A 16545-nucleotide genomic window follows, 5' to 3' on the forward strand; every position below is an offset into this window, starting at 1 on the left:
CCCCCATGAAAGCCATTGCCTACTACGCGTCATTGCCCATCAACGACCCACAGTCCCTGCAAGACATCGAACTGCCGGCCCCCGTCGCCGGCCCGCGCGACCTGCTGGTGGAAGTCAAAGCCATCTCGGTCAACCCGGTGGACACCAAGGTGCGCCAGAACGTCGCCCCGGAACCCGGTACCGCCAAGGTGCTGGGCTGGGATGTCGCCGGCGTGGTAAAGGCGGTCGGCAGCGACGTGAGCCTGTTCAAGGCCGGCGACAAAGTGTTCTACGCCGGTTCCCTGACGCGCCCGGGCGGTAACAGCGAGTTGCACACGGTGGACGAACGCATCGTCGGGCATATGCCCAAAAGCCTGGGCTTTGCCGAAGCCGCCGCGCTGCCGCTGACCGCTATCACGGCCTGGGAGCTGCTGTTCGAGCGCCTGCAGATCCGCGAGGGCAAGGAGGATCAAGGCCAGAGCCTGCTGATCGTGGGTGCCGCCGGCGGTGTGGGTTCGATCCTGACCCAATTGGCCCGCCAACTGACAGCGTTAAAGGTGATCGGCACCGCCTCGCGCCCGGAAACCCAGGCATGGGCCAAAGCACTGGGCGCCCATCGGGTGATCGACCACAGCCAGCCGCTGAGCGAAGCCTTGCACCAGGCGGGCGAGGCGCAAGTGACTCATGTCGCCAGCCTGACCCAGACCGAGCACCACTTGGACCAACTGGTCGAAGCGCTGCAACCTCAGGGCAAGCTCGCGCTGATCGACGACCCCAAGGCGCTGGACGTGAGCAAGCTCAAGCGCAAGAGCCTGTCGCTGCACTGGGAATTCATGTACACGCGCTCGATGTTCGAGACGCCGGACATGATCGAACAGCACCACCTGCTCAATCGCGTGGCTGAACTGATCGACGCCGGCACGCTGGAAACCACGGTGGGCGAGCACTTCGGTGCGATCAACGCAGCGAACCTGCGTCGGGCCCACACGTTGCTGGAGAGCGGCAAGGCCAAGGGCAAGATCGTGCTGGAAGGTTTCTGACAGCCGTCTGTGGGCGCCGTCTGTTATTCGTGTGAGTGATAGACGGCGCCACTAGTCAGAGAGTTGACCTTTGTCATATTTGCGAGCGCATTCGGGTTTATATTGGCCGCCTTTGCCACGATTCTTTTACGTGAGGAAGTCAGCAATGAAGATCCTGATAAAAGCGTTAGCAAAATCCCAGTGGGAGGTCCGCCTGGACCACAAAGCCATTACCTTTCGCAGTGAAGCCGAGGCCCGTGCCTTTGCCGAGACCCTGCAAGCGCGCATCCAGGCGCCGCACGCTTTCCCGATCAGCCAGCAACGCGCCGCCGCTGGCTGAAACCGTCCGTCAGCCCTGCGCCTGCAACGCCCTGGCCCGTTGCAGGCGCAAGGTCGACATGGCCACCGTCACCGCCAATAACCCGCACAAGCTGATGACCATCGCCATCGGCAAGGCCGTCCCATCGTGTAACACCCCGACCAGCGACGCCGCTCCCGCGGCCACGCCGAACTGAATGCAACCGAGCAACGCCGACGCGCTGCCGGCCCGAGCGCCTTGGCCGGCCATGGCGCACGCCGAGGTATTGGGCAGGATGCAGCCCAGACTGGCGATGCAAATAAACAGCGGCACCAGCAACGGCCACAACGCGTCGGTGCGCAACGCGGCCACACCCAGCAGCGTCAGCGCTGCCGCCACATACACCCACACCGTGCGCGACAGCAGGAACGCAGGGCCACGCTTGGCCAACAGGCGCGCATTGAGCTGCGCCACCAGGATAAAACCCGCAGCGTTGGAGCCGAACACCCAGCCGTAGTGCTCGGCGGGTACGCCGTAGAGTTTGATAAATACGAAAGGTGAGCCTGCGATGTAGGCAAACATCCCGGCAATCGACAATGCGCCGGTGAGGGCATAGCCGAGGTAGACACGGTCCGAGAGCAACTGAAGGTAACGACGCAACGAGCCGGACAACGGCTGGCGCGGTTGATGGGCCGGGAAGGTTTCCGGCAGTCCCACCGCTACGGCGACGGCGGCCATCACACTGAAGATCGACAGCGCCAGAAAGATCGACTGCCAGCCCCACAAGCCCACCATCAAACCGCCGGCCAGCGGCGCAAGGATCGGCGCCAGGCCAGTCACCAGCATCAGTTGGGAGAACACTTTGGCCGAGCCCACGGGGTCGCACTTGTCGCTGACCACCGCGCGGGAAATCACCATGCCCGCACAGCCGCCCAGGGCCTGCACGAAGCGCGCGCCGATCAGCCATTCCAGGGACGGCGCAAAGGCACAGGCGAAAGAGGCCAGGGTAAACAGGGTCACGCCGCTGAGCAGCGGCCCGCGCCGACCGAAACGGTCCGCCAGCGGGCCGTAGATCAATTGGCCGATGGCCAGGCCGGCAAAATACACCGCCAGGGTCAGCTGGATATGTTTTTCATCGGTGGCGAATGCCGTGGCCATCGATGGAAAACCAGGCAGGTAAAAATCGATCGCCAGCGGCGCGAAGGCGCTCAAGGCGCCCAGGATCAGAATGATGCGAAGGTTCATCGGGCACCCAAGTGAGTCGGCAGCCCGACAGTCTAGCCGCGCTTGGGTGCCTTGAACATTACGATAGCTCGCTAACTATTAAAAATCAGACGACGGTGTAGCCTTCTTCCTTGATCAGCCCGGCGATCGTTTCGCGGCTCAGTTGGCTCTGCACGCTGACCTGCTTGGCCGCCAGGTCTACCGTCACTTCGGCTGCCGGATCCCGGCTCTTCACCGCCTGGGTCACCGCTTTAACGCAATGGCCGCAGGTCATTCCTTCCACAGTGAACACTTGCATGACACGACTCCTTTGATGAGGTTGAACCCAGTCTCGACCTTGCCACGATGGCAAGGTCAAGTTCCTGAGAAATCGGCCGGGCTGGTATTCGGGAGCGACGTCGGCCAAGCTTGAACTTTCCCAAGCTGTGAACCACGGAGTACTCGCCATGCGCTGGTCGTTTTTTGGCCTTGTGGGCCTGATGAGCTTGTCTGCCGCCGCGCCCCAGGCCCTGGCCGCTGAAGACTATGCGGTACTGATCATTTCCAGGGAGCGCCTGGAAGTGCCGACCAACTGCGAGATCGGCCTGTACCTCAACGATCAGTTGGCGGGTCGGCTGTTCCAGGAGCAGTCCACCTCGTTCAACTTGCCGGCGGGCAATCTGTCGCTGCGTCTCAAGCTGCTGCCGGGTCAGTCACCGGGCTGCCTGCCAGGCCTGCTGGCACCGCCGGCGCAGAACATTACGTTGAAGGTCGGCGACGTACGCAAGCTGCGTATCGCCCAAGGCCCGGACGGCATGTACCTCAAGCCCGCCGCACTGGAATACTGAAGGCGCTTGACCTTACCCACAGGTCAAGGTTGATCCTGGGGGCTACTTCTCCTGGAGGACTGCCCCATGAATGGAACCACCACCTTTGACCTGCCCATCGGCGGCATGACCTGCGCCAGCTGCGCCGGCCGTGTCGAGCGCGCGCTGGGCAAGGTGCCGGGGGTGCAGAGCGTCAGCGTCAATCTGGCCAATGAGCGTGCTCACGTCGAAGTCCTCGGCCAGATAGACCCCAGCGTGCTGATCGCCGCCGTCGACAAAGCCGGCTACAGCGCCAGCCTGCCGCAAACCGAAACCCGCACCGCCGCCGATCAAGCCCAGCGCCTGCGCCGCGAGCGCTGGGCCTTGCTGCTGGCCATTGTTCTGGCATTGCCCCTGGTGCTGCCGATGCTGGTGCAGCCGTTCGGCCTGCATTGGATGCTGCCGGCCTGGGTGCAATTCGCCCTGGCCACCCCGGTGCAATTTATCCTCGGCGCGCGTTTTTACGTGGCCGCCTGGAAAGCCGTGCGCGCCGGAGCGGGCAATATGGATTTGCTGGTCGCCATCGGCACCAGCGCCGGTTACGGCCTGAGTGTGTACGAATGGCTCACCGCTCCGGCCGGCAGCATGCCGCATCTGTATTTTGAAGCTTCTGCGGTGGTGATCGCCCTGATCCTGCTGGGCAAATACCTGGAAAGCCGCGCCAAGCGCCAGACCGCCAGCGCCATCCGCGCCCTGGAAGCCTTGCGCCCCGAACGGGCGACCCGCGTGCGCGATGGCCATGAGCAAGAGGTGGCAATCACCGCCCTGTCGCTCAACGACGTGGTCAGCGTCAAACCCGGCGAGCGTTTCCCGGTGGACGGTGAGGTGATCGAAGGTCAGAGCCATGCCGACGAAGCCTTGATCAGCGGCGAGAGTTTGCCGGTGCCCAAACAGCCCGGCGACAAGGTCACCGGCGGCGCCATCAACGGTGAAGGTCGCTTGCTGGTGCGCACCACCGCGCTGGGCGCCGAAAGCGTCCTGGCGCGGATCATCCGCCTGGTGGAAGACGCCCAGGCCGCCAAGGCGCCGATCCAGAAACTGGTGGATAAAGTCAGCCGCGTGTTTGTACCGGCCGTACTGGTGCTGGCGCTGATTACGCTGCTGGGCTGGTGGCTGTACGGTGCGCCGCTGGAAACCGCCATTATCAATGCGGTCGCGGTGCTGGTGATCGCCTGCCCTTGCGCCCTGGGCCTGGCCACACCCACCGCGATCATGGCCGGCACCGGCGTGGCGGCGCGCCATGGCATTCTGATCAAGGACGCCGAAGCCTTGGAGCGCGCCCATGAAGTGAGCGCCGTGGTGTTCGACAAGACCGGTACCCTCACCTCCGGCGCGCCCAGGATCGCGCACCTGATCGCGGTAAATGGCGATCAAGCCCACCTGTTGCAACAGGCTGGTGCCCTGCAACGCGGCAGTGAACACCCCTTGGCCAATGCGGTGCTGCAGGCCTGCCAAGAACAGCAGTTGAGCATCGCCGATGTCAGCGCCAGCCAATCCCTGACTGGGCGCGGTATCGCCGGCACCCTCGATGGTCGGCCACTGGCCTTGGGCAATCGTCGGCTGCTCGAAGACAGCGGCCTCACCCCCGGCGACCTGGCGGATACCGCCCAGGCCTGGGAGGCCGAAGGTCGCACGTTGTCCTGGTTGATCGAGCAAGGCGCGCACCCCCGGGTGCTGGGGCTGTTCGCGTTTGGCGATACCCTCAAGCCCGGTGCGCTGCAGGCCGTGGGGCAACTCAAGGCCCAGGGCATCAGCAGCCATCTGCTCACCGGTGACAACCGTGGCAGCGCGCGGGTGGTGGCGCAGGCGCTGGGCATCGATGATGTGCATGCCGAAGTGCTGCCCGCCGACAAAGCCGCCACCGTTACCACGCTGAAAAAAACCAATGTGGTGGCGATGGTCGGCGATGGCATCAATGACGCCCCGGCGCTGGCGGCCGCCGATATCGGCATCGCCATGGGCGGTGGCACCGATGTGGCCATGCACGCCGCCGGCATTACCCTGATGCGCGGCGACCCGCGCCTGGTTCCGGCCGCGCTGGAGATCAGCCGCAAGACCTACGCCAAGATCCGGCAGAACCTATTCTGGGCTTTTGTGTATAACTTGATTGGCATTCCCCTGGCGGCGTTCGGCCTGCTCAACCCGGTGCTGGCGGGCGCGGCGATGGCGTTGTCCAGCGTCAGCGTAGTGAGCAATGCCTTGCTGTTGAAAACCTGGAAACCCAAGGATGTGGAGGATCAACACCCATGAACATCGGCCAAGCCGCCCGGCAAAGCGGCCTCAGCGCCAAGATGATTCGCTACTACGAATCCATCGGCCTGTTGAAAGCGGCTCACCGCACCGACAGCGGCTACCGCGTCTACGGCGCGGATGACCTGCACACATTGGCGTTTATCAAACGCGCGCGGGATCTGGGGTTTTCCCTGGAGGAAGTCGGCAAGCTGCTGACCTTGTGGCAGGACCGCAATCGTGCCAGCGCCGACGTAAAAGCCCTGGCGCGCCAGCACATCGACGCGCTCAACCAGAAAATCCTGGAACTGGGCCAACTGCGCGACACCTTGCAGGACCTGGTGGAACACTGCCAGGGCGATGACCGGCCCGATTGCCCGATTCTCAAGGAGTTGGCGTCCGGCACTTGCTGCTCCTAAGGGCATACGCAAAACCAATGTGGGAGAGAGCTTGCCCGATAGCGGTGGATCAGCCAGCCGTTGCGGTAACTGAAACGCTGCCATCGGGGCATAGGTATCTTCACAAGTCTTAAAGGCGGACACACCGCAGGGCAAGCCTGCTCACCACAAAAACCTCACTTTCTCAGGTTATGTTTTCTACCGAAGCTGTGTAGATACCTGTGCCACCGGGGGCAAGTCGAATCGTCGCACCGCCCCTCCCACCTGTTGATCTGCCTACAGCCGAAGACTATTGCATCCAGGGCGGCGGCGGTGGCTCGTCGGGGGTTTTGCTCGACGGCGCATCATCCGCCGCTCGAATCGCCTGGCGGCGCTCTTCATCCAGCCGCGCCGCTTCGATCTCACGGATCACGCCGCCGACATCCGCCAGCTCTTCGGGCTCGTCGAACTCGCCGGTCAAGACGCTGCCCGGGTGCAAGGTACCGGCTTCGTACAAGGCCCACATTTCCTTGGCGTACTTGGTCTTTTTCAACTCCGGGGCAAAGCGCCCGAAGTAGGAAGCCATGTTGCCCACGTCGCGTTCCAGCATGCTGAATGCATGGTTGTTGCCCGCCGCATCCACTGCCTGGGGCAAGTCGATGATCACCGGGCCGGTCGGCGTGAGCAGCACGTTGAATTCGGACAGGTCACCGTGCACCAGACCGGTACACAGCATCAGCACGATCTGTGAAATCAGAAAGGCGTGGTACTCGCGGGCCTGATCCGGCTCCAGCACCACGTCGTTCAGACGCGGCGCGGCATCGCCATACTCATCGGCCACCAGTTCCATCAACAGCACGCCTTCGAGAAAGTCGTACGGCTGCGGCACGCGTACACCGGCGCCGGCCAAGCGGAACAACGCCGCGACTTCGGCGTTCTGCCAGGCGTCCTCGGTTTCTTTCTTGCCGAACTTGGAACCCTTGGCCATGGCCCGGGCCTGACGGCTGTTACGGACCTTACGGCCTTCCTGGTATTCGGATGCCTGACGAAAACTTCGTTTATTCGCCTCCTTGTAAACCTTGGCGCAACGCAATTCGTTGCCGCAGCGCACCACATAAACAGCTGCTTCTTTACCACTCATGAGTGGGCGCAGCACTTCGTCGACCAGACCGTCTTCGATCAGGGGTTCAATGCGTTTAGGAGTCTTCATCAGCTTTTATTGTGGGTCCTTTGTTACCAAATACGCGTATGGCACTCGTTATACGGCAATCGGCTCGCTGGTGGGAGAGGCGACTGATCTTTGCCCGTTGAAGAATGCAACCAATAGGCCAATTAAGGGCGCCCTCAGCGCTCGATGATCGCCGTCACACCTTGCCCACCCGCGGCGCAGATCGAGATCAGCCCACGGCCCTTGCCCGCCGTCGCCAGCAATTTGGCCAGGTTCGCGACAATGCGCCCGCCGGTAGCGGCAAACGGATGCCCCGCCGCCAGGGAACTGCCCTTGACGTTGAGACGGCTGCGGTCAATCGCGCCCAATGGCGCGTCCAGCGCCAGGCGAGTCTTGCAGTAATCGGCATCTTCCCAGGCCTTGAGCGTGCACAACACTTGGGCGGCGAAGGCTTCGTGGATCTCGTAGTAATCGAAGTCCTGCAATGTAAGACCATTCCTGGCCAGCAAGCGCGGCACCGCATACACCGGCGCCATCAGCAGGCCTTCGGCACCGTTGACGAAATCCACCGCCGCCGCTTCGCCATCGCGCAGATAGGCCAGGATCGGCAAGCCGCGCTCCTGGGCCCACGCCTCGCTGCCCAGTAACACCAGGGATGCGCCGTCCGTCAACGGGGTGGAATTGCCGGCGGTGAGCGTGCCCTTCTCGCTGCGTTCAAACGCCGGCTTGAGGGCGGCGAGTTTCTCCAGCGTCAGGTCGGGGCGCAGGTTGTTGTCGCGGGTCAGGCCCAAAAACGGGGTGGTCAGGTCGTCGTGCCAGCCTTCGGCGTAAGCGGCGGCCATTTTCCGGTGGCTCTCCAGGGCGAGTTGGTCCTGCTCGTCGCGGGGGATCTGCCAGGTCTGCGCCATCAACTCGCAATGCTGGCCCATGGACAAACCGGTGCGCGGTTCGCCATTGCGCGGCAGCTCGGGCTTGAGGTGATGGGGACGAAGTTGTAACAGGACTTTCAGTTTATCCGCCACGGACTTGCTGCGATTGGCCTGCAGCAGAATCCTGCGCAGGCCTTCGTTCACGCCGATGGGCGCGTCGGAGGTGGTGTCCACGCCGCCGGCAATGCCGCATTCGATCTGGCCCAGGGCAATTTTGTTGGCCACCAGCAGCGCCGCCTCCAGCCCGGTGCCGCAGGCCTGCTGAATGTCGTAGGCGGGGGTTTGCGGGGACAGGCGCGAGCCGAGTACGCATTCGCGGGTCAGGTTGAAATCCCGCGAATGCTTGAGCACCGCCCCGGCGGCCACTTCACCCAGACGCAGGCCGTGCAGGTTGTAGCGTTCGATCAAGCCTTCCAGGGCGGCCGTCAGCATCGCCTGGTTGCTCGCCGTGGCGTAAGGGCCGTTGGAGCGGGCGAAAGGAATGCGGTTACCGCCAATGATCGCTACACGCCGCAATTGAGTCATGGAAAGCTCCCTGTGTGTGATGGGCCGGGGTGGGACCGTTAAGCCTAGTCGAACGACTGCTACCCTGGGATGGTCAACCCTTTGAACCCCAGCCTTCGGAGAGCGTTCCATGTCTGACCGTTATATCGACTTCGCCAACTCCAGCCTCGGCCAGCGCCTGGTCGCCGCCATTGGCCTGCCGTCGCCGGGACGCCTGGAACGCTGGCAGGCCGGGCGCCTGCGTCCCGTCGAGGGCGCCTTGCTGCTCGGTGGCGGCGCGTTGGCGGCCCAGGTGCTGCCGTTCGCCAACAAACTCACCGGCGCCGTCTACAGCTACGGCGCCGAACCGCTGGGCGCCCCCGCGTGGATCCCCGGCCACGGGCCCAAGCTCAAGGCGGTGGTGTTCGACGCCAGTGGCCTGCAGCACACCGATTCGCTCAAGCAACTGCGCGAATTCTTTCAGCCGCTGCTGAAAAATCTCGACCATAGCGCCCACTTGGTGATCCTCGGTCGCGCCCCGGAAAGCCTCAGCGATCCGTTCGCCGCCAGCGCCCAGCGCGCCCTGGAAGGCTTCAGCCGCTCTTTGGCCAAGGAACTGCGTAACGGCGGCGTGCTGCAGTTGCTGTATGTCGGCGACGGTGCCGAGGCGCAACTGGAAGGTGCGCTGCGTTTCTTCCTGTCGCCGAAAAGCGCCTACATCTCAGGCCAGGTGATTCGTCTGCAGGCCTGCGACACCCCGGTGGAGGACTGGACACGTCCGTTGGCGCGGCGCAAGGCTTTGGTCACCGGCGCCGCCCGTGGCATCGGCGCGGCCATCGCCGAAACCCTGGCCCGTGACGGCGCGCAGGTGATCCTGCTCGACGTGCCCCAGGCCAAGGCCGATCTGGAAGCCCTCGCCGCTCGCCTGGGCGCCCGCACCGTCGTATTGGATATCTGCGCCGAGGACGCCGCCACGCAGTTGATTGAACACCTGCCCGACGGCCTCGACATTCTGGTGCATAACGCCGGCATCACCCGCGACAAGACCCTGGCCAATATGACCCCGGAATATTGGGATGCGGTATTGGCGGTCAACCTGAATGCGCCGCAGGTACTGACCAAAGCCCTGCTCGACAGCGGCACCCTGCACGACAACGCCCGCGTGGTGCTGCTGGCCTCCATCAGCGGCATCGCCGGCAACCGCGGGCAAACCAATTACGCCGCGAGCAAGGCCGGCTTGATTGGCCTGGCCGAAGCCTGGGCGCCATCGCTCAAACCTCGGGGCATCAGCATCAATGCCGTCGCCCCCGGGTTTATCGAAACCCAGATGACCGCGCATATTCCGTTCGCCCTGCGTGAAGCCGGGCGGCGCATGAGTTCGCTGGGCCAGGGCGGTTTGCCTCAGGATGTCGCCGAGGCCGTGGCGTGGCTGGGCCAGCCCGGCTCCGGCGCGGTCAGCGGGCAAGCGCTGCGGGTGTGCGGGCAAAGTCTATTGGGAGCGTGAGCATGCAGTGGCAGACCTTAAACAACCGACCGTTCCTGCCGCCACTGTATTGGCGCGCGGCGCTCAAGCGCAGGATCAGCGGCAGCATGCTGCCCGACCGGGGGCTGCGCTGCCGGGTCAGCGTCGATCCCAAGGCGGTGGCGGCGTATCGCAAGGTATGCGGCTTTGCCGACAGCCCGATGTTGCCCGCCACCTACCCGCATATCCTCGCTTTCGGCGTGCAGATGCAGTTACTCACCGACACCTCGTTCCCGTTCCCTCTGCTGGGGCTGATCCATCTGAGCAACCGTATCCGCGTCCACCGCCCACTGGGAGGCGTGGGCGAACTGTGGGTCGGCGTGCATGCGCAGAACCTCAAGCCACACGCCAAAGGCGCGACTTTTGACCTGATCACCACCGTCGAAGACGCCCTCGGCCTGCTCTGGGAAGGCGAGAGCCGCATGCTGTGCCGGGGCGTGAAGTTGCCAGGCGAAGCCACGGATGAGCCGTTGCCCACGCCCATCCAGGTCAGCGAACTGACGCGCTGGAACGCCCCCGCCGATATCGGCCGCCGCTACGCGCGGGTGTCCGGCGACTACAACCCGATTCACCTCAGCGCCCTCACCGCCAGGCTGTTCGGTTTTCCCCAGGCCATTGCCCACGGCTTGTGGAACAAGGCGCACAGCCTGGCCGCCTTGGGTGAGCACTTGCCCGCGGCCAATATCGAGTTGTACGTGGAGTTCCGCAAACCGGTGCGATTGCCCAGCGACCTGCGGTTATCGGCCAGCGCGGCCGGTTCCAGTGGCGAGTGGGTACTGAACGGGAGCGGCGGGATCGAGCATATGGTCGGCAAGTGGCAGCCGATCGGCTGAAAGGCAACCGATGCTCATGGCTTTAGTCGTGTGGGCCGCACGGGAAACAGGTTATTCAACGTATCGATCAACCGCACCAGGTAGATCGGTTTGCGAAACAGGTCCAGCACCTGCAGGCGCAGCAGGTCGCTGACATCATCCATCTCGGCATGGCCGGTCATGACGATCACCGGCAGGTGCGAGCGCTCGGTATGTTCGCGCAGGCGCTTGATCAGGGAGATGCCGCTTTCCTCGGGCATGCGCAGGTCGGTGATCACCAGTGCGATGTCCGGGTGCAGCGTGAGTTCCTGCAGGGCAAAGGTGACCGAGGTGGCGGTGTAGCATTCGAACCCTTCGTTCTCAAGGGACTCAGCAAGCTCAACCAGCGCGTCCTCTTCGTCGTCCACCAAAAGAATTTGCTGGCGGGTTGGCGAAGAGGCGCTCATAGACATTCCCTAATTGAAAAAATACTTAAAGGAAGATGGCCACGCGTGATACCGACGGTCTCAGGTGGTCATCTTCGTCGCAATACTGTCGAAGATCGATTTGATCTTGTCGCCAAGCCCTGCCCCGGCGCCAACAATTACCAATGCAACCAGCGCCACGATAATGGCGTATTCGATACCTGACGCCCCTTCGTCGCGCTTGAAAAACAGTTGCGCCTGCACGTAAAGCTTCAACATCTGGTCAAGGAACATAAGACTTCTCCCTAATACGACACAGCAAGCCGTTATGGCTCTAGCGCGGATCATCGCGGCGTGCCTTTAGAGCATTGTCAACAAACCCCAGCCTCACAACTGTAATAACGGATTAATCACAAAGTATTAGTCGTAAAGTTCGCGCCGCGCCAGCGCGCACCTGGTGCAGATGCAGTTTACGAGGCGGATTAGTTTTCCCGAGGTTAATGGCGTTTCGTCCTACCTGAGCTACCGTCAAATAGCCAAATCGTTACATGTTCATCACAGCCAGGTTGCGAATTAACTCGTTTGGATAGACGGGTAGGCAGTGCAACGCAAGGAGGAGAGCCGTCATGAACAGTCGCATCAGCATGGCGCTGGCCGGCTTGCTGCTCATCGGGGCATTGATCGCGGGGTATTGGGGGCTGGTGTTGAGTCGCACGCCCGAACCTGTCGCCGCCCCCGTCGTTCCCGTGGAAAGCACCGCTGCCGCCGTCGAAGACCAGACCCGGCGCCCCGTGGTGGTGCTGGTACATGACGTGCCCGCGTTCGTCCCTCTCACCGCTGCCGACCTGGCGCTGGAAAACCTGCGCACCGTGCCCGCCGGTAGCCTCACGGAACTCGACCAGGCCATCGGCCGCCGGCCGTTGCGCGCCTTGGGCGCGGGCACCTGGCTCAATGATCAAAGCTTCAGCGAAGGCGGTCCGCTGGCGCGCATGATTCGCCCGGACGAACGCGCGCTGGCCGTCGCGGTGGACGAAGTGATCGGCGCCGCCGGGCAACTGAGCCCCGGTGATTACGTGGATGTGCTGCTGTTTCTGGCGCGGGACACCGATAATGCGCAACAGTCGGCACAAATCATCATTCCCGCGCTGCGTCTGCTCAGCGTCGGCGATCAACTGGGCCTGGCCAACGACGGCCAGCCCGCCGTGCCGCCGCCGGTCACCGTGGAAGAACGCGCCCAGGCTGCCCAACGCCGGGCGGGCGCACGCACCGTGGTGCTGGCAGTGCCGGAGCCTTTGTTGAGTCGCCTGATGCTTGCGGCGCAAGCAGGTACGTTGCGCCTGGCCGTGCGCAGCGCCGATGAACAGTTGCTTGGCAGGTACTGGGCCGGCGAAAGCGACCCCACGAGCACACTCGCCGAGGCCAACCGCGACCTCTACCAATTCACCCAACTGGCTCTGATCGGCCCGCCCAAAAGCCCCGCGCAGAGCGACACCGCCCCAGCCGTCCGCCGAGGTATCGAAGTGATACGCGGCGCCCAGGCCGCTCAACAAACCCAGTGACCGTGCAAGGATGCCGTGAATGAGCCATCGCTACGCCCGCCCCTTCGCGCCCCTGGCCTGGGCCTTGCTGCTGATATGCCTGCCGGTGGATAGGGCGTTGGCGGCGTCGAGTAGTTGCAGCGCCCTGGGCCCCTTGCCGGCGGTGCTCGAAGTCGGCGAGGGCCTGCAACAGGAAGTGCAATCGCCGGTCGCCATCACCCGCCTGGCGATCGGCGACCCGAAAATCGCCGATGTGCGGGTCAACGGCGATCGCCACTTCCTGCTCACCGGCGTCGGCAGTGGCGCCACCAGCCTGATGGTCTGGACCGCCTGCGCCAGCGCGCCCCGCCAAAGCATGGTGTTCGTCAAGGGCAAGGCCACGGCGGCGCTCACCAGCCTGTCACTGTCGCCATCCCAGGATCCGCTGCTGCCCAGCCAGGTGCAGACCGACATCCGCTTCGTCGAAGTCAGTCGCAGCAAACTCAAGGAAGCCAGCACCCGCTTGCTCGGCAACGGCAGCAACTTTTTCTTCGGCAGTCCCAATCTGCTGTCCCCGTCGGAAGGCGTGTTCAAGCTGCCGGTGAGCGCCGACAGTTTCAACATCGGTTTTGGCGGCGGGCGGGTCAAGGCCATGATCAACGCCTTGGAGCGCAGCGGTTTTGCCTATACCCTCGCACGCCCCAGCCTGGTGGCCATGAGCGGCCAGAGCGCCAGTTTCCTCGCCGGCGGTGAAGTGCCCGTGCCGGTGCCGAGCGCCGGCAGCGACAGCATCTCCATCGAATACAAAGAGTTCGGCATCCGCCTGACGCTCACGCCCACGGTGATCGACCGCACCCGCATCACCCTTAAGGTCGCGCCGGAAGTCAGCGAACTGGACTACAGCAACGCCGTGCAGATCCAGGGCATCCAAGTGCCGGCGCTGACCGTGCGCCGCACCGACACCAGCGTGTCCCTGGCCGATGGCGAAAGTTTTGTGATCAGCGGGCTGATCAGCACCAATGCACGCTCCACTATTAACAAATTTCCGGGACTGGGGGATATCCCGATTCTCGGCGCGTTTTTTCGCGACGCCAACAGCAGCCGCGAAGAAAAAGAGTTGCTGATGATCGTCACCCCGCACCTGGTGCAGCCACTGGCTGCCAACGCGCAATTGCCATCGCTGCCCGGTGAAAAACTGCGCAGCTACGATCCGAATTGGTACCGCTTGTTCTTCCTCGAAAACGGCGACTTCGACCGTCGCAGTGGACTGTCCCAATGAGCAATAGCCTGAGCCAGACCTTCCTGGCCATTACCCGCAACAGCGTCGACCTGGAGTGGCTGCAGGGCGCCCTAGCGCCCCTCGGCCAAGTGGTCGGTGCCGGGGGTGGCAGCCTGGACGAACTGCTTGCCCTGGTGGACGTGACCTTCGCCAACCTGGTGTTCATCGGGCTAGACCGCGACAACGTGGTGGCCCAGAGCGCACTGATCGAAGGTGCCCTGGAAGCCAAGCCGATGCTGGCGATCGTCGCCCTCGGCGACGGCATGGACAACCAGTTGGTGCTCAATGCGATGCGGGCCGGCGCGCGGGATTTTGTCGCCTACGGCTCACGCTCAAGCGAAGTGGCCGGGCTGGTACGCCGCCTGAGCAAACGTCTGCCGCCCAGCGCGCCGAATGCGCACCTGGGCGGGCTTACCGTGCTCTACGGCACCCAGGGCAATGGCGACGGCGCCCTGCTGGCCAGCCACCTGGCCATGGTGGTGCAAAAGAGCGGGCAGCAGACCCTGTTGCTCGACCTGGGCCTGCCGCGCGGCGACAGCCTGGCGCTGCTGGGCCTGGAAAGCACTTTCAACTTCGGCGATGCCCTGCGCCATCTGCGGCGCCTGGACACTACGTTGATCGACAGCGCCTTCGCCCGCGCCGATGACAACCTGCGCATCCTGGCCTATGCCGGTCACGACGAGCCCCTGGAACTGACCAGCGCCGCCGAGGTGTACATGCTGCTCAGCGCCCTGCGCCAGCACTTCCAGCACATCGTCGTGAACCTCACCGGGCAGACCGACAGCGAAGCCCTGCGCACCTTCGTCAGCCACTGCGACAAGCTGCTGTGGTGCACCGACCAGAGTGTGCTCGATTGCCGGCGCAACCTGGCGGTGCTCAACCTGTGGCGGGAAAAAGGCATGAAACTCGAACACGCCAAGCTGCTGATCGACCGCCACCTCAAAAGCTGCGCGCCGGACATCGACACCTTGGAAAAGACCTACGGCCTGGAATGCGTCGCGGTGCTGCCCCTGAGCGCTGAATTGCGCATGAATGCCAAAAACCAGGGGCAAAGCCTGTTCAGCCTGGCCCCCCGAGAGACCTTGACCCAAGGCCTGCGCACCCTCGGCGAACGCCTGGCCAGACGCTCCGAAGGCATGCAGAAACCGTCGGCGCGCTGGTTCGAACGTCTGCGCAGGTCGCAACGATGAACGGCGAGAAACTGTTCGGCGGCCCGGCCCGCGCCCCCGGGCACAACGACCATGACGGGCTGAAACTGGTGTTGCACCGCTACATCATCGATGCCATCGAGGAGTCGGGCAAAAACCTGCTGGAAGGCACGCGCCAATCCCTGGCGCAGTTGGTGATCGATAAAGTGTCGGAATACATCACGCGCATGCACCTGGCGGTTTCCCGTTACGAGATGGAGCGTCTGGCCGAAGAAATCGTCGACGAATTGACCGGTTTCGGCCCACTGGAAGTGCTGCTGCGCGACCCGGCGGTGACCGAGATACTGGTCAACGGCCCGCACCGGGTGTTTATCGAGCGCGAAGGCCTGCTGCACCAGAGCGACCTGCGTTTTATCGATGCGCACCATGTGGAGCGGGTGATGCAGCGAATCCTCGCACCGTTGGGCCGGCGCCTGGACGAATCGTCACCCATGGTCGATGCGCGGTTGCCGGACGGCAGCCGGGTCAACGCGATTATCCCGCCGATTGCGCTGGATGGGCCCTGCCTGTCGATCCGCAAGTTCCGCAAGGACATGCTCAAGAGCAGCGACCTGGTGGCGATGCAAACCATCGACCACAGCATCTTCGAGTTTTTTCAGGACGCGGTGGGCAAGCGTTGCAACATCCTGATCAGCGGCGGCACCGGCACCGGCAAGACCACGCTGCTCAATATCCTCAGCCAATTGATCAACCCCCACGAACGCCTGGTCACCATCGAAGACGTCGCCGAACTGCAATTGGGCCACCCACACGTGGTGCGTCTGGAAACCCGCCCGCCGAATGCCGAGGGGCATGGCGAGGTCAAGGCCAGCGACCTGATCCGCAACGCCCTGAGGATGCGCCCGGACCGCATCATCCTCGGTGAAATCCGCGGCGTGGAAGTGCTCGATGTACTCACCGCGATGAACACCGGTCACGACGGCTCCATGAGCACCGTGCATGCCAACAACGCCCAGGATGCGCTGCTGCGCCTGGAAACCCTGGTGGGCCTCACCGGCCGTGTGGTCGCGGAAAAAACCCTGCGCCAGATGATCTGCGCGGCGCTGGACGTAGTGATCCAACTCACCCGCCTGCCCGATGGCCGGCGCTGCGTGAGCGAGGTGGTGGAAGTGGTGGGCGTGCGCGATGACATTTACGTCACCAACACGCTGTTTCGCCTGGACCGACGCACTGCCGTCGGGTTCGTGCGCGAAGCGCTCAACCCGGCGGGCGACAAACTGCGCCGCGAAAGCGCGCTGCCGCAGTAAGGAGA

General features: G+C 63.6%; 17 protein-coding genes. 11 read left to right on the forward strand and 6 right to left on the reverse strand.

Going from position 1 to position 16545, the window contains the following annotated elements; genetic code table 11:
- Window positions 1–5: 5 nt before the first annotated feature.
- Together G7025_RS20090 and G7025_RS20095 are read left to right on the forward strand one after the other, a co-directional pair.
- Window positions 6–1019 (forward strand): zinc-binding alcohol dehydrogenase family protein, encoded by a 1014-nt coding sequence (locus G7025_RS20090; RefSeq protein ID WP_181080846.1) that lies wholly within the window; start codon window positions 6–8, stop codon window positions 1017–1019.
- Between the two features lie 145 nt (window positions 1020–1164).
- The gene (locus G7025_RS20095) at window positions 1165–1338 is read left to right on the forward strand and encodes a hypothetical protein (RefSeq protein WP_181080847.1); all 174 of its coding nucleotides are present in this window, start codon (window positions 1165–1167) and stop codon (window positions 1336–1338) included.
- A 9-nt stretch (window positions 1339–1347) separates the two neighbouring features.
- On the opposite strand, the gene G7025_RS20100 is transcribed toward G7025_RS20095, so the two are convergent.
- Entirely contained in the window at window positions 1348–2541 is a 1194-nt protein-coding gene (locus tag G7025_RS20100) for a multidrug effflux MFS transporter (RefSeq protein ID WP_181080848.1), read from the reverse strand.
- Window positions 2542–2626: 85 nt separating this feature from the next.
- Window positions 2627–2818: a heavy-metal-associated domain-containing protein gene (locus G7025_RS20105; protein ID WP_181080849.1), complete on the reverse strand. Its 192-nt coding sequence runs from the start codon at window positions 2816–2818 to the stop codon at window positions 2627–2629.
- A 148-nt stretch (window positions 2819–2966) separates the two neighbouring features.
- Here G7025_RS20105 and G7025_RS20110 point away from each other — a divergent pair, with 148 nt between their 5' ends.
- The 3 genes from G7025_RS20110 to cueR all read left to right on the forward strand — a co-directional run bounded on the left by G7025_RS20110 (window position 2967) and on the right by cueR (window position 6013).
- Window positions 2967–3347, forward strand: a complete 381-nt coding sequence (locus G7025_RS20110; RefSeq protein WP_181080850.1) for a hypothetical protein — start codon at window positions 2967–2969, stop codon at window positions 3345–3347.
- A gap of 66 nt (window positions 3348–3413) precedes the next feature.
- On the forward strand, window positions 3414–5615 hold the full coding sequence (locus G7025_RS20115) for a heavy metal translocating P-type ATPase (RefSeq protein WP_181080851.1): 2202 nt from the start codon (window positions 3414–3416) through the stop codon (window positions 5613–5615).
- Window positions 5612–6013, forward strand: coding sequence for a Cu(I)-responsive transcriptional regulator (gene cueR, locus G7025_RS20120; protein WP_181080852.1), 402 nt, complete (start codon window positions 5612–5614; stop codon window positions 6011–6013). The genes G7025_RS20115 and cueR overlap by 4 nt, the downstream gene beginning before the upstream one ends.
- A 268-nt stretch (window positions 6014–6281) precedes the next feature.
- On the opposite strand, the gene G7025_RS20125 is transcribed toward cueR, so the two are convergent.
- Both G7025_RS20125 and G7025_RS20130 read right to left on the reverse strand, forming a co-directional pair.
- Window positions 6282–7181 (reverse strand): PA4780 family RIO1-like protein kinase, encoded by a 900-nt coding sequence (locus tag G7025_RS20125; RefSeq protein ID WP_181080853.1) that lies wholly within the window; start codon window positions 7179–7181, stop codon window positions 6282–6284.
- A 134-nt stretch (window positions 7182–7315) separates the two neighbouring features.
- Window positions 7316–8593, reverse strand: a complete 1278-nt coding sequence (locus tag G7025_RS20130; RefSeq protein ID WP_181080854.1) for an acetyl-CoA C-acetyltransferase — start codon at window positions 8591–8593, stop codon at window positions 7316–7318.
- A 109-nt stretch (window positions 8594–8702) separates the two neighbouring features.
- Between G7025_RS20130 and G7025_RS20135 the strand changes: the two genes are divergently transcribed.
- On the forward strand, window positions 8703–10055 hold the full coding sequence (locus tag G7025_RS20135) for a 3-oxoacyl-ACP reductase (RefSeq protein WP_181080855.1): 1353 nt from the start codon (window positions 8703–8705) through the stop codon (window positions 10053–10055).
- A gap of 2 nt (window positions 10056–10057) precedes the next feature.
- On the forward strand, window positions 10058–10906 hold the full coding sequence (locus G7025_RS20140; RefSeq protein ID WP_181080856.1) for a MaoC family dehydratase: 849 nt from the start codon (window positions 10058–10060) through the stop codon (window positions 10904–10906).
- A 14-nt stretch (window positions 10907–10920) separates the two neighbouring features.
- Here G7025_RS20140 and G7025_RS20145 read toward each other — a convergent pair whose 3' ends face one another.
- Together G7025_RS20145 and G7025_RS20150 are read right to left on the reverse strand one after the other, a co-directional pair.
- Window positions 10921–11331, reverse strand: coding sequence for a response regulator (locus G7025_RS20145; protein WP_181080857.1), 411 nt, complete (start codon window positions 11329–11331; stop codon window positions 10921–10923).
- Window positions 11332–11391: 60 nt separating this feature from the next.
- Window positions 11392–11583, reverse strand: a complete 192-nt coding sequence (locus tag G7025_RS20150) for a Flp family type IVb pilin (RefSeq protein WP_181080858.1) — start codon at window positions 11581–11583, stop codon at window positions 11392–11394.
- Window positions 11584–11915: 332 nt separating this feature from the next.
- On the opposite strand from G7025_RS20150, the gene cpaB reads away from it, so the two are divergent.
- Genes cpaB through G7025_RS20170 form a run of 4 tightly spaced genes read left to right on the forward strand, consistent with a single transcriptional unit; the run spans window position 11916 to window position 16540 of the window.
- Window positions 11916–12848 carry a Flp pilus assembly protein CpaB gene (cpaB, locus tag G7025_RS20155; protein ID WP_181080859.1) on the forward strand — a complete coding sequence of 311 codons (933 nt, stop codon included), beginning with the start codon at window positions 11916–11918 and terminating at the stop codon, window positions 12846–12848.
- Between the two features lie 19 nt (window positions 12849–12867).
- The gene (locus tag G7025_RS20160; RefSeq protein ID WP_181080860.1) at window positions 12868–14085 is read left to right on the forward strand and encodes a type II and III secretion system protein family protein; all 1218 of its coding nucleotides are present in this window, start codon (window positions 12868–12870) and stop codon (window positions 14083–14085) included.
- Window positions 14082–15275, forward strand: a complete 1194-nt coding sequence (locus tag G7025_RS20165) for an AAA family ATPase (protein ID WP_181080861.1) — start codon at window positions 14082–14084, stop codon at window positions 15273–15275. The genes G7025_RS20160 and G7025_RS20165 overlap by 4 nt, the downstream gene beginning before the upstream one ends.
- A complete protein-coding gene (locus G7025_RS20170; RefSeq protein ID WP_181080862.1) occupies window positions 15272–16540 on the forward strand; it encodes a CpaF family protein in 1269 nt (422 codons plus the stop codon). Before G7025_RS20165 ends, G7025_RS20170 begins: the two co-directional genes overlap by 4 nt.
- Window positions 16541–16545: the final 5 nt, after the last annotated feature.

Origin of the sequence: Pseudomonas lurida (assembly GCF_013522705.1) — a bacterium.
Classification (GTDB): Bacteria; Pseudomonadota; Gammaproteobacteria; order Pseudomonadales; family Pseudomonadaceae; genus Aquipseudomonas; species Aquipseudomonas quebecensis.

Coding starts and splice junctions, on each gene's coding strand:
- cpaB (WP_181080859.1), top strand. CDS start 11,916: ATGAACAGTCGCATCAGCATGGCGCTGGCCGGCTTGCTGCTCATCGGG.
- G7025_RS20125 (WP_181080853.1), bottom strand. CDS start 7,181: ATGAAGACTCCTAAACGCATTGAACCCCTGATCGAAGACGGTCTGGTC.
- G7025_RS20165 (WP_181080861.1), top strand. CDS start 14,082: ATGAGCAATAGCCTGAGCCAGACCTTCCTGGCCATTACCCGCAACAGC.
- G7025_RS20145 (WP_181080857.1), bottom strand. CDS start 11,331: ATGAGCGCCTCTTCGCCAACCCGCCAGCAAATTCTTTTGGTGGACGAC.
- G7025_RS20150 (WP_181080858.1), bottom strand. CDS start 11,583: ATGTTCCTTGACCAGATGTTGAAGCTTTACGTGCAGGCGCAACTGTTT.
- G7025_RS20095 (WP_181080847.1), top strand. CDS start 1,165: ATGAAGATCCTGATAAAAGCGTTAGCAAAATCCCAGTGGGAGGTCCGC.
- G7025_RS20115 (WP_181080851.1), top strand. CDS start 3,414: ATGAATGGAACCACCACCTTTGACCTGCCCATCGGCGGCATGACCTGC.
- G7025_RS20105 (WP_181080849.1), bottom strand. CDS start 2,818: ATGCAAGTGTTCACTGTGGAAGGAATGACCTGCGGCCATTGCGTTAAA.
- G7025_RS20110 (WP_181080850.1), top strand. CDS start 2,967: ATGCGCTGGTCGTTTTTTGGCCTTGTGGGCCTGATGAGCTTGTCTGCC.
- G7025_RS20100 (WP_181080848.1), bottom strand. CDS start 2,541: ATGAACCTTCGCATCATTCTGATCCTGGGCGCCTTGAGCGCCTTCGCG.
- cueR (WP_181080852.1), top strand. CDS start 5,612: ATGAACATCGGCCAAGCCGCCCGGCAAAGCGGCCTCAGCGCCAAGATG.
- G7025_RS20140 (WP_181080856.1), top strand. CDS start 10,058: ATGCAGTGGCAGACCTTAAACAACCGACCGTTCCTGCCGCCACTGTAT.
- G7025_RS20170 (WP_181080862.1), top strand. CDS start 15,272: ATGAACGGCGAGAAACTGTTCGGCGGCCCGGCCCGCGCCCCCGGGCAC.
- G7025_RS20160 (WP_181080860.1), top strand. CDS start 12,868: ATGAGCCATCGCTACGCCCGCCCCTTCGCGCCCCTGGCCTGGGCCTTG.
- G7025_RS20090 (WP_181080846.1), top strand. CDS start 6: ATGAAAGCCATTGCCTACTACGCGTCATTGCCCATCAACGACCCACAG.
- G7025_RS20135 (WP_181080855.1), top strand. CDS start 8,703: ATGTCTGACCGTTATATCGACTTCGCCAACTCCAGCCTCGGCCAGCGC.
- G7025_RS20130 (WP_181080854.1), bottom strand. CDS start 8,593: ATGACTCAATTGCGGCGTGTAGCGATCATTGGCGGTAACCGCATTCCT.